At 43.4% G+C, this 12,751-nt stretch carries 12 protein-coding genes; all 12 read right to left on the bottom strand.

Annotated features, from left to right (window positions below; all coding sequences use genetic code 11):
* Positions 1–42: 42 nt before the first annotated feature.
* The gene (locus tag KQI91_RS02045) at positions 43–567 is read right to left on the bottom strand and encodes an adenine phosphoribosyltransferase (RefSeq protein WP_216391207.1); all 525 of its coding nucleotides are present in this window, start codon (positions 565–567) and stop codon (positions 43–45) included.
* 121 nt (positions 568–688) lie between these two features.
* On the bottom strand, positions 689–2,401 hold the full coding sequence (gene recJ / locus KQI91_RS02050; protein ID WP_216391208.1) for a single-stranded-DNA-specific exonuclease RecJ: 1,713 nt from the start codon (positions 2,399–2,401) through the stop codon (positions 689–691).
* Between the two features lie 124 nt (positions 2,402–2,525).
* The gene (gene secD, locus KQI91_RS02055) at positions 2,526–4,934 is read right to left on the bottom strand and encodes a protein translocase subunit SecD (protein ID WP_216391209.1); all 2,409 of its coding nucleotides are present in this window, start codon (positions 4,932–4,934) and stop codon (positions 2,526–2,528) included.
* Positions 4,935–4,958: 24 nt separating this feature from the next.
* A complete protein-coding gene (gene scfB, locus KQI91_RS02060; RefSeq protein WP_216391210.1) occupies positions 4,959–6,323 on the bottom strand; it encodes a thioether cross-link-forming SCIFF peptide maturase in 1,365 nt (454 codons plus the stop codon).
* A gap of 90 nt (positions 6,324–6,413) precedes the next feature.
* Positions 6,414–6,554 (bottom strand): six-cysteine ranthipeptide SCIFF, encoded by a 141-nt coding sequence (gene scfA, locus KQI91_RS02065; protein WP_015541285.1) that lies wholly within the window; start codon positions 6,552–6,554, stop codon positions 6,414–6,416.
* Positions 6,555–6,629: 75 nt separating this feature from the next.
* Positions 6,630–6,980, bottom strand: a complete 351-nt coding sequence (locus KQI91_RS02070) for a TIGR04086 family membrane protein (protein ID WP_216391211.1) — start codon at positions 6,978–6,980, stop codon at positions 6,630–6,632.
* Positions 6,981–7,037: 57 nt separating this feature from the next.
* Positions 7,038–8,651: a hypothetical protein gene (locus KQI91_RS02075; protein ID WP_253288327.1), complete on the bottom strand. Its 1,614-nt coding sequence runs from the start codon at positions 8,649–8,651 to the stop codon at positions 7,038–7,040.
* 223 nt (positions 8,652–8,874) lie between these two features.
* Entirely contained in the window at positions 8,875–9,459 is a 585-nt protein-coding gene (locus KQI91_RS02080; RefSeq protein ID WP_216391213.1) for a YdcF family protein, read from the bottom strand.
* A 26-nt stretch (positions 9,460–9,485) separates the two neighbouring features.
* Positions 9,486–10,250: an N-acetylmuramoyl-L-alanine amidase gene (locus KQI91_RS02085; RefSeq protein WP_216391214.1), complete on the bottom strand. Its 765-nt coding sequence runs from the start codon at positions 10,248–10,250 to the stop codon at positions 9,486–9,488.
* A 68-nt stretch (positions 10,251–10,318) separates the two neighbouring features.
* On the bottom strand, positions 10,319–11,245 hold the full coding sequence (locus tag KQI91_RS02090; RefSeq protein ID WP_216391215.1) for a DUF5688 family protein: 927 nt from the start codon (positions 11,243–11,245) through the stop codon (positions 10,319–10,321).
* Between the two features lie 197 nt (positions 11,246–11,442).
* Positions 11,443–11,925 (bottom strand): low molecular weight protein-tyrosine-phosphatase, encoded by a 483-nt coding sequence (locus tag KQI91_RS02095; RefSeq protein WP_216391216.1) that lies wholly within the window; start codon positions 11,923–11,925, stop codon positions 11,443–11,445.
* A gap of 60 nt (positions 11,926–11,985) precedes the next feature.
* On the bottom strand, positions 11,986–12,744 hold the full coding sequence (locus KQI91_RS02100) for an HNH endonuclease (protein ID WP_216391217.1): 759 nt from the start codon (positions 12,742–12,744) through the stop codon (positions 11,986–11,988).
* Positions 12,745–12,751 lie beyond the last annotated feature (7 nt).

Below are 12,751 nucleotides of genomic sequence, written 5' to 3' on the forward strand. Positions count from 1 at the left end.
CACATGAACCCTGGTTTATTCTGTTTCTCTGTCCGTGACAGATTATTTGCCGTCGTAGCAGATCACAGACGCTACATCATAACCCGCAAGTTTCTCGCGGCCTTTTAATCCTGCAAGCTCCATAAGGAAGACAACCTTGACAACCTCACCGCCAAGTTCTTCTACCAGCTTGATTGCAGCTTCTACCGTACCGCCTGTTGCGATAAGATCATCAATGATGGCTACCTTCTGTCCTGGCTTGATAGAATCTTTATGCATCTCTATAGTTGCACTTCCATATTCCAGATCATAACTCTTGGATATGGTCTCACATGGAAGTTTGCCTTTTTTACGAACCGGCACAAACGGTTTATGAAGATTATATGCGATCGGCACACCAAAGATAAAACCTCTGGACTCTGTTCCGACGATCACATCTACATCCGTATCCTTCAGACATGCCTGCATAGAGTCGATTGCAAGCTGAAGTCCGTCAGCATCCTGCAGGACACTTGTAATGTCTCTGAAAATAATTCCCGGCTCCGGAAAATCCGGAATACTTCTTACGTAATCTTCTATTTTTTTCATTTTTGCGTACCTCCGCCTGTTTTCTGTTAAATCTGATTTATAATTATACCACTTTTTTGTCCCGGAATCAATCACCAACCCTCCAAGCCTCAGGTTCAGTTCCCGTGAAGAATAAGCAATTTCAACAATAATTCCGAATCACTACCTGCAAAGTCTCCCTGCCCTGATAGACATTGATCTCCGGATAATACGTCACGGATATGCTGTCATGCATCTCTGCAAATTTCGCAAATTCCTGTGCTTCTCCAAAAAACACAGCTTCTCTCTGGTTGCCTTCTGCATCTGCCAGTTTCATTTTTGCTACATTTCTGTTCTTTCCAAGGATCCTGAGTCCCATAACGCGGACTCCTTTCTGTGCAAAAAGCGGTTTTACATTTCCTTTTCCAAAAGGTTCCAGTAACTTCAACTGTTCCGTAAGTTCCCTGGACAGATAAGAAATCGGCATCGGCACATCGATCATAACTTTGGGAATAAGTTCCTCTTCTGTCAGTGCACAATTCTCATTAAGTTTCTGCCGGAATGCATTTATATTTTTTTCATCCATAGAAAGACCTGCTGCCATCGGGTGTCCGCCAAACTGTGTAAGGAGATCTCCACATTTCACAAGTTCTTCGTACATGGAATATGCTTCGATCGATCTTCCGCTTCCTTTGACTCCTTCTGCTCCTTTGGTAAGAACAAACACCGGTTTATGATATGCCTCCCGGATTCTTCCTGCGATGATCCCCGCAAGACTTTCATGACAGTCCGGAAGATATACAACAAGCACTCTGTCCGCATTAAGTCCCTCTTCTTCGATCGTCCTGATCGCCAGCTCTTTTCCCTGCTCCGTCATTGCCTTTCTGCTCTGATTCAGATCATACAGATCATCTGCCAGTTTCATGGCAGTTTCAAAATCCTGTGCACACAAGAGTTTCAATGATCTGGCAGCTGTGTCCAGACGCCCGCTTGCATTGATGCACGGTCCCAGAACAAACCCTACATGATATGCCGTGATTTCTGCTCCTTCCAGATTATTTACACGAATCAATGCCTTTAATCCTTCAAATGATGTCGATGGAAGTTTTTTTAATCCTTCTTTCACAATAATGCGATTTTCGCCCTGCAGATCCATAACATCTCCCACGGTTGCAATCGCAGCCAGTTCCAGAAATTCCATCACTTCATCTTTATGGATTCCTGTTTTTTCATATAATGCCCAGATCAGTTTCCACGCTACTACCGCTCCGCAGATATTTTTATTTGGATAAGGACAGTCCATCTGCTTCGGATTGACTACGGCATCTGCTTCCGGAACCTTCCATTCTCTTCCCATATCTGTATCTTTAAATGGAATATCATGATGATCCGTAACAATCACCGTCAGCCCTTCCCTTTTGGCATAGGCAATCTCTGCTTCTGCCGCAATTCCATTGTCACAGGTCAGTATCGTATCAATGCCATCCTCCAGAGCTTTGTCAATCAATTGTTCATGCATCCCGTATCCATCTTTGATCCTGTCCGGAATATAGGTATCTACATCTGCTCCAAGACGCTGCAGACCTTTAAGCAAAATACAGGTTGCTGTCACACCATCTATGTCATAATCCCCGATGATCCGAATTCTTTTTTTCTGCTGTATCTTGCCTGTGAGAATCTGAACGGCCTCTTTCATATCTTTCATAAGCCACGGTGACGGAAGTTCCTCCAGTGTTCCATAAAGATATGTACGTATTCCTTCCATATCCTCAACATCTCTGTTTCTGATCAAACGTGCAATCACCGGATCAATTCCAAATCTGTGACCAATCTCCCGAAAATCTGCACGTTTGGTATAAACCATCCATTTTTCCATAATGCTCCTCTTTCTCCGTTTGCTGTTTTCTATTATATCAGAAAATATTCCGTAAAACACAAAGAAATCCCGGGACATTTTACTGTCCCGGGATCCTGTAAGCTGTTACTTATTATGATTTGGATTATGCATCCTTATTTTCATCTTTGGAAGCATTTTCTTTTGCCGCTGCTTCCTGTGCCGCCAGACGTTCTGCTACTCTCTTGCGGTTTTTCTTTTTCGGCTGATCCGGATTTTTCTTTCCGGATTTTGTATTCTGGTTGTTATTATTCTGTTTTGCAGGAGCTGCTGTACTTTTTGCTGCTACAGCCTGTGCAACAGGTTTCTTATAATAACGTTTCATTACCAGCCACAGAGCACCTGTGATGCATACAGAAGAGTACGCTCCGCAGATAACACCAACCATCAGAGGCGCTGCAAACTCACGGATGGAAGATACACCCATGATGTACAGAACAGCTACCATTACGAAGGTTGTAAAGGAAGTATACATACTTCTTGTAAGTGTCTGTGTGATACTTTCGTTAACGATCTCTTCAAGGTTTGCTCTGCTTCCCTTCGTATTCTCACGGATACGGTCGAAGATAACGATCGTCGCGTTGATAGAATAACCTACAATCGTAAGCATGCAGGCAATGAAGGTATTACCTACGGAAATTCTGGAAATTCCATAGAATGCAAATACTACCAGTACGTCATGCAGCAGGGCAAGTACTGCACTGCTTGCGAAACGGATATCTTTGAAACGGAACCAGATGTAAGCAAGCATACAGAGTGTAGCCACGATCACGGCAACAACAGCATCTCTTCTCATTTCAGAACTTACTGTAGAAGAAATACTTTCTGTTGTGATCAGAGAATCGTCTACATCAAATTTCTCAACAAGTGCGCTGTCCAGTTTCTCACGTTCTTCCTGAGAAAGCGTACGTGTCTTGATGACTACCTGATTGGTACCTACAACCTTGGTCGGCTGTACGTTCTTGTCGCCTGTAACTTCTTCAACAACAGGAGTTACCTCAGAATCAATCTGTTTGATATCCATGTCTTCGTTGAAGGTTACTGTTGTTGCTGTACCACCGGAGAAGTCAAGTGCATAGTTCAGAGCAGTTCCATCTACGTTGTGATGGATTGCCATTGCAACCGGACCGCTGAGAATCAGGATAATGGAAATAATGAAAAATACTTTTCTTTTTCCAACAACATTGAATACTTTACGCTGTTTTGCACGACCGTAAAATTTCTCATCATGGAATCCCACTGCATAAAGAGCATTCATGACAAAACGTGATACAACCAGTGCTGTAAACATGGAAACTACGATACCAAGAGCCAGTGTATAAGCGAAGCCCTTAACGGTACCGGAACCCAGCCACATCAGTACCAGAGATGCGATCAGAGTCGTAATGTTTCCATCGAAGATTGCGCTGAACGCTTTGGAGAAACCGGATTTGATAGAAGCTCTTACAGAGTTTCCGGCCGCGATTTCTTCCTGGATACGTGCGTAAATGATAACGTTCGCATCCACTGCCATACCAATACCAAGAATGATACCGGCGATACCCGGAAGGGTCAGTGTGATATCAAATGCATTCAATGTGATCAGTACGATCGCCGTGTACAGGATCAGTGCCACACCGGCAACCACACCTGGAAGGCGATACATAAGGATCATAAAGATGATCACAATGATCAGACCGATCAGGCCTGCCATCACACTTGTGGAGATTGCTTCTTCACCAAGCTGTGCAGCAACCACGCTGGAACGAAGTTCTTCCAGTTCGATGCTCAAGGATCCGATACGGATATAAGAAGCAAGATTCTGTGCTTCTTCCACACTGGACATACCAGTGATCTGTGCCTGTCCACCTGTGATTGCTTCGTTTACCTTCGGTGCACTTAAGATCTGGTTATCGTACACGATGGCAATCTGTTTTCCGACGTTTGCTTCTGTAGCATCTGCGAATTTCGTCTTACCTTCATCTGTAAGAGTCAGGCTGACTGCATATTCTCTGGAGCTGTTCTTGTCAGACTGGAATGCACCACCCTGGGCATCCTTTACGTCCGTACCTTCCAGAACGACAGATCCGGCATCGCGGATCTCATCCAGACTTCTTGCAAGTACATATCCGCTTCCCGTGCTGGAGAAGTTTGCATTGCCGTCATCATCTGTCATGGTGATAAAACACAGAGAACCTGGTTTTCCAAGGTCATTCAGAATCGCATCAGCGTCTGTGACACCAGGAATCTCTACAGCGATACGGTCGCTTCCTTCTTTGTACACCTGTGCTTCTGTACTGTACTGCTCGACACGCTTCTGGAGCTTGTACACAGTATCAGACATGTCTTCTGCACTTGGGTTACTGTCTTTTGCCTGATAGGTGATGCTGACACCACCAGACAGGTCCAGGCCGGTCTTGATATTTTTTGCAGAGCCGGTGCCTGTGGGTCCGATTCCAATCCCTGCCGTGTAACACAGAAAGACTGTGATAATGGCGGTCAGAAGCAGGACAACAATTCCTTTGCTTTTCTTCATTGTTCTTTCCCTTCTTGCATTATTTTATTCCGCTAATGCGGCCTTTATCATGATTGCGCACTCCACTCTCTTACGCTGAAGTTCGCATCCGATACCATAATTGCCATTAATATCTTTCTGGAAATGATAAGCATTGGCAGCACAGCCGCCACTGCAGTAAAATCTTGCGAAACAGTCCTTGCAGGCTTCTTTTGTGTAAACATTGCATTTACCAAACTGATCACGGATCTCCGGATGCGTGATTCCCTCATCCACATTTCCCATAAGGAACTGCTCTTCACCAACAAACTGATGACACGGATAGAAATCTCCCCACGGAGTTACTGCAAGATACTCGGTTCCTGAACCACATCCTGAGAGACGCTTGTAAACACAAGGTCCACCGGTCAGGTCAATCATAAAATGGAAGAAATTGAAGCCCTTGCCGGCTTTTTCTCTGGCGATCATTTCTTTTGCCAGTGCATCGTATTCTTCCTTGATCTGCGGAATATCTTCCTCACGGATTGCATACTCCTCGGTATCTGCCGCAACTACCGGCTCCACAGAGATCTGTTTGAAACCAAGGTCTGCCAGATGCAGGACATCCTTTGAGAAGTCAAGATTATGATGGGTAAATGTACCACGCACATAATACTTATCCTGATTTCTGGATTCTGCAAATTTCTGGAATTTCGGGATGACCAGATCATAGCTTCCTGCACCCTTACGGAATGGTCTCATATAATCGTGTACTTCCTTACGTCCATCCACACTGAGAACAACATTTCCCATTTCTTTGTTACAGAATTCCATAACTTCGTCATTGAGCAGTACACCATTGGTCGTCAGTGTAAAACGGAACTTCTTATTGTGAAGCTTCTCCTGCTCTCTTCCGTATGCTACCAGGTCCTTGACTACCTGCCAGTTCATCAGAGGTTCCCCTCCGAAGAAATCCACTTCCAGATTCCTTCTGGAACCTGAATTGGCAATCAGGAAATCAAGTGCTTTCTTTCCAACTTCGAAGGACATCAGTGCTCTTCGGCCATGATATTCTCCTTCTTCAGCAAAACAGTATCGACAGGCCAGGTTGCAATCATGGGCAATGTGCAGGCACAGTGCCTTTACTACTGTCTGTCGATTCTCCGTAAATTCTTCTATTATATTTTCGTATACATCTCTGGTAAATAACATCCCCTGTTCTTTCAGCTTCTCGCATTCGGAAACAGAAGTACGAATATCAGCTTCAGGATACTGGTCTTTTAATTTATCAACGATCTCCTGTTCTGAAAGTCCCTCTTCCATAAAAGGAAGAACTTCGTATGTCACAAGGTCTACCAGATGAATACACCCACTGTTAATATCCAGAACAATGTTGTAACCATTGCTCTGATATCTATGAATCAGACTCATCTTTCTGAAAATCCTTTCCTGTAACTTTTTCTTTCATAAGAATAAGCAGCGGATTTCACTCCGCTGCTTAACTGAATGTTCTGAACCTGCTTATTTGTTCTCGCAGCTCTGATTTCCTACAGTACAGGAAGTTTTGCATGCTGACTGGCAAGATGTCTGACATTCACCGCATCCACCTTTTTTTACTGTGTTCTGCAGATTCTTTGTATTTAATGTTTTGATATGTTCCATTATATATCCCTCCTTATGTATAGTTATCTGGGCATAGTATAGCATAAAACTCATCCAATTAAAAGCATTTTTTTATCAGGACAACATACCTCCGAGAGTTCCTCCGCCCAGACACATACAAAATGTTGTTATCGCATGTTGAAGACTCATATCCCATTTTCTCTGTACTGCAAAAGATACTCCGGCAAGCAGAACGAAATAACAGATTCCGACGAGCAATCCCCAACGATATTTGTCTTTTCTCAATATTTTTCCGGCCAGAAATCCACCTGCCAGACAGGATACCACATAAATCGTCAGAATTCCTGCAGTAACTGGTCCTTTACCTATATCGAGCTTAAAAACCAGCAATGCCAGCAGCAACAGACAGATTCCTGACAGTGCATATGCCAGAAACAGAGATCTCAAAATCGCCTTTATTTTCATAAAAAAGCCCTCCCATACAGATATATGGAAAGGCTTCTCTATATATGTATCCCAGAGTTATTTATTTTTCTTTCTCAGATAAACCAGTACCCCAATGATCACCACCGCAGCAACTCCGAGAATTACAAACGGAAGTATCGGTGTATTGTCTCCGGTACGTACTGCCTTTACAGAATTTCCTGAATTATCTTGCTCGCTCTGATCCGAAGACGCTTCCTGATTCTCCTGAGCAGCCGATGCATCTGTTTCATCTGCTGATGCATCACCATTGCTCTCTGCTGTAGTATTTGTACTGTTGTCTGAATCTTCGGATGAAGCAGGTGTCTGCGTAATGTCAACAGAAGACGTTGTCTCAGCTGCTACAGTTGCCTCCGGTGTAGTCGCCGTATCCGAACCTGTACCTGCCGAATAACTTCCATCCTCAATTTTCTCACCTACCAGAGCCTTGCTTCCTGCAATGCCAAACGGACTGAAAGAATGTGTACTGAATACCATTGTGCTTCCGTCTACGCTCGGAACAATCGTTTCCATGGCTCCGCTGTCCAGGATGTGTTCAATCGTATAATCATAGCCTGCTTTTACCGGTACAGTGACACTGAGATATTCTCCATCCGGAATTTTGTATTCTGTATCATTTTTCAAATCCCACAGTTCAAATTCATAAGATTTAAATACATTTGCTTCCAGCTCATTGGTAAATTCATAATTTTCTCCACTGGCTACACGGAACTGCACATACCATGGCAGATTAATTCCGGACACAGTAATTCCGTTGCTGGTATGATTGATTTCTGCCTGCTGTGCCTTTTCTTCATCAGAAAGATCATCTTCTGCGGTCTGTTCACGGTCATCTGCAGAAATATCTTTTTCTGTGCCATCAAAAATATTATCTTTATCAGCTTCCGGCGTAACCGTTGCTTCCGGTGTCTGCGTCGGCTCTGTCTTTGCTTCCTCTGTCGGGACCGCGGTTACTTCCTGCTGTACTTCCTCTGCTGCCGGAGTTTCCGTAATTTCCGGAGATTCTTCTTTTTCTGCAGTTTTTGTATCTTCTATTGCCCCTTCTGTCACTTCCGGAGTTTCTGTAATCTCTGGTGTCTCTTCTGCCGGTGCCTCTTCTGCTGTTTTTTCTTCCGGGGCAACAGTCTCATCTGTCTGCGCCGGCACCTCTGTATTCTCCGAAGAAGCCGTATCCTCTTCCTTTACCTCTGCATCATCCTGTGCTTCTTCTGTGTCAGCTGCTGTGTTTTCTGTTTCACTGTATGTTTCATCTGTATTCTTTTCTGATTCACTCTCCGTGTCTTCACCACTCTCATGATCAGAATCCTCACTGATACTGCTGACAACCACCGTCACATTGCTGTAAATTGCATCAGACTTTCCATCCCAGCCGGAAATCTTAGCCAGATCTGCCGTATTATATGGATGGAAAACCACTTCATAAGTCTGTACACGCTCTGACGGTACACTGGACGCATCAGCCCAGGAAAGTGTTCCATATTCACTTGTCGGAAGCCCAATTTCCGAAAGAGGAACCGGCTGATCCACTGTAACATTATCAGGTATCAGGCTGCTGACCTGAACATTCGCTGTACTGTCTCCCATAACCACAGATGCAGGAACCTGTCCTGTCACAAGTATTGCCGCCAACGCTGCTGCAGTTATAAACTGCATGTTCTTCCTCTTCTTCATCATAATCTTCGCACCTCAATCTATTTTAACCATTCACTAATGACTTGTTCTATTTTATCATACAATATATTTATTCTGTAATATACAAACTTTTATTGTTTCGTAAAGATTTTGTAACACAATATTTTATTTTACGACACAAGCATTATATCACAGTTCTACTTTTTTCGACACCCCCAAATTATTTTTTTTATATTTACACATATCACATCATTAGTGAGAATTGCGTGACGATTCTGTTTACTTCTGCCAGCACTTCTTTTATTCCCTTTTCAGACTCTGTCCAGTTCTCCCTGGTAATTCCATCTACACAACAGGGGCATACCCGAAATTCCACTTCCGGATATGCCCTCTGGTAATACATAAGTGCTCTTCTTGCATGATAATTCTTGCAACAGATAATTGCCTTCCTTATTATAATACCCGCCGCATCTGTAACTTTTTTGGAAAGTTTCGCATTTTCCCATGTAAAAGTAGCCTCATCTTCACGCAGGACTGCCTTTTCCGGAACGCCATTCTTTATCAGAACATCTCTTAAAAACTCCCACTCTGTGGAATAATTTCCATTGTAATGTTTCTGTCCTGACAATACTCCTGCGAACTTCCCGACAGAAATACTGTATTTTCCACTTGGCAATACCAGTGAGGCATATCCTTCACGATAAAGTTCTGCCGCTTTTTCTGCCATCTGGGAATATCCGTTTCCCGGAACAAAAATAATATCTGCTCTCTCCGGCCGATCCTCTGCAAAAATAAAGTTTCCTGTTTCTTTTATGAATTCTTCGTACATATCCAAACCTTCTCTTTTTGTATGATTTATTTTGTCACGATCACCGTACTGTATCCGGCATCTCTGAGTCGCTGTTCCATATTGATTGCATTGCCAAGCTGCTGAAAAGCTCCTACCTGTACCTTATACAGATCATTTTCCTGCAAAAGGAATGCCGGATATCCCTGATCTGTCAGCTGATACAGCATTCGGTCCGCATTTTCTCTGTTGCGGAACGCGCCTGTCTGAACACGATAGTACAACGGTGATTCTATCGTTTCTTCGGACAGTGTACCAAGAATCGCATTCGCAATTGCTCTGGCAATTTCATCCTTTTTTTCATCATACAGGGCATTGTCTGCATCCGAGTTCAAAAAGCCGGTTTCAATCAACAATGCCGGCATTCGGGTTCGCCTCAGAACCACAAGTCCCGGTCTCTCCTTTACACCGATTTCTCGAAATCCAAGCTCACCCAATGCCCCGACAATATTCTGTGCCATCTGATATTTAATGCCACTTTTATCATACACCAGCACTTCAACGCCCTGATACTGGTTATCTTCCGGGCTGCTGTTACGATGAAAAGAAATAAAATAATCCGCACCTGCCTCATTCGCCATACGTGCCTTCTCAAACGGTGTCTGATAGCGATCGTCAGTTCTAGTATATACCACATCCACGCCATTGTCTTCAAGGATTTTTCCTACTGCAAGCGCCAGTGCCAGATTATCATCTTTTTCCTTTCTTCCATTATATATAGCACCGGGATCTGTTCCTCCATGCCCCGCATCCAATACAATCTTATAAGCCAATTTCAAAACTCCTGACTGCTTTTTAATTAGTATATGCAGTCAGCATGTAAACGCATCCCCCTCTCTTTTCAGCAATAACTGAACTGACCGGTTTCTCTGTCATAATGATAGACATAATAGGTAAGAAAATCTTCCTCCGGTGTTGTCTCTCTCACAGTCTCCGCCAGTACCTCTTTCAGATTTGCCGGATCTGCCGTCCGTTCACTATGGATCATTACTTCATGAATGCTGGTAAACACCATATAAAAACTGCCATCCAAAAGTTCACTCAGGCGCTGTGCCACTCCCGGAAGAAAAACTGCCACCGCTCCATTCGTCCTCAGCGATGTACTCAGACAATTTCCTATCACGTCCTTTTTTAACGGCTGGTCAAACAACAGATTCATAAAATTCTCTCCCTCATAATTAATATTATAGAGAAGCTTCTCCCAACAGTAAATTCTGGGCGGCGAAATAAAATATGTATTCAGAAGTGCATCATTGAACACCGTCTGTTCGTCTTTATTCCACTGTTTCAGCACATGCTGTTTGATCTTCACACTGGTATTGCATCCATCCAGTTCTCCCATACGTGCATATAAAACCAGTGCAATATCACCGATTCTGCGATAAACCGCCTGCTTCAGCTCCTCCTGATATTTCACTGCATTCAAAAGACGTATAAAAAGATCATCCTTGATCTTATCGTACTCCTCAAGGTCCTTGCTCTTTTCGAAACATTCTGATTCTGCGATCGCATCCAATCTCCGAAGGACTTCCTGTACAATACTTTCCATGCTCCATCCATTCTGATAGGCTTCATAAAGATCCTGCACATAAAGTGCACAGACCTCATAGACACCCTCTCGCTGTCTGTTCTTTAACAGCAGGCGGTCGCCCGAAGTCGGTGGATATTCTTCCGCAGTCTTATAGCAGATCATTTCCTCCTCATATGCAGTTGCTTTGAGAAGATTCTGTCGAAGATCATCCACAAAAATTTCGTATCCGTTTTCCATATTCAATTCCTCATCTTTCCTGAATAATTCGGGCGACTTGCCCATGATATAAATAGATTTATTAAAAAAAAGAAGGAAGCAGACGCTCCCTTCAAGAGTTGCTGTATATCGAGCATACAGCATATTTTCTGTTATGTAAAGAAAATCCGTTCGACAAAAGTCGCTGAAAACAACAACTTCCAATTATCTGTTTCTTATTATAAAGTTATTTCTCCCTTGTTTTCCAAGTACTTCAGAAATCCCTCACAGCCCCTGATCACATCACGGTAAGTGCTTTCAAAATTCCCGGTATACCATGGATCCGCAATATCACCCGGCTGTTCTGCATAGTCCAGCAGAAGACTTACTTTATGTTCCGGATCACTGCCGAGGATTCGAAGCATATTTCTTCGGTTCCTCTCTTCCATTCCAATCAGATAATCATATCTGTCATAATCTGCCTTCTTCATCTGCACAGCACGCTTTCCCTCGCAGGAAATTCCATGTTTTGCCAGTTCACGTTTTGCCGGTGGATATACCGGATTACCGATGCCATTCCAGATTTCCTCTGTGCTCGTTGCTGCAGATGCGATATAGAAATCCGACTGTAGTTGTTTTTTGTTAACCATGTCTTTGAAGATGAATTCCGCCATTGGGGAACGACAGATATTTCCCAGGCACACGAATAAAACTTTTATCATTACCTCTGTTCTCCTTAACTTGCCTTTGTCTGATTTTTTATATCCACAAACTTTCTTTTCTCAAAGAAACTCAAGCATCTTATTTCTCATGCAGAATTCATATCCCAGTTTCTTTGTCCCTGCCTTTGCAAACGCAATCTCTATGGAGGCTCCGCTGATAGCAGTAATCGTTCCTGTACCAAACTTTTTATGTTTCACATTCCTGCCGACAATGTCCTGTGGAATCGTCATTTCCTGATCTGTTCCTGATTGCGGTACAGTTATTCTTGATGCATACGGAGATTTGTATATATTCCTTTTCTTTTCCTCCATCAGCTTCACATATGCGGCATCAACTTCTTTTCCACGCTTTTTGTAATCTTCCATATCTTCGAACACAAACATCTGTGGTTTTCTTACTTCACTGTCTGCAACCGGACGCACGGGGAATTTCCATACATTGCGCGGTACGCCGTCTTCCCCGGGCTGTATTTCCGTATATGGCTCCTCAGTCAGCTCTACCCTGCCGCAGAAAATGTACTCCTCCATCTCCATAGCTTCAAACAGATACACTTCCGTTCCCGTCTGGCTGCTCTCTGCCAGCACTGCATTATGTCCCGACTGAATATCCTGATCGCCCTTCAATCCTTCGCCTGCATAATGCAGCACTCCGCCAATCCATTTGTCATGATACATGCCTTTGGTATAGTCCGAAATGATAACCAAAATTCCCGGAATCTTTGAGTTTCTCATATCTCCAGCTTTATCACATTGAAACGTATCCACAAGCTCTGTATTTCTCAATATCTGTCCAACTTTCAGTTCAGAAATCATTTTCATAGGCTTT

This window comes from Blautia sp. MSJ-19, assembly GCF_018918125.1.
In the GTDB taxonomy this organism is placed as follows: domain Bacteria; phylum Bacillota; class Clostridia; order Lachnospirales; family Lachnospiraceae; genus Blautia_A.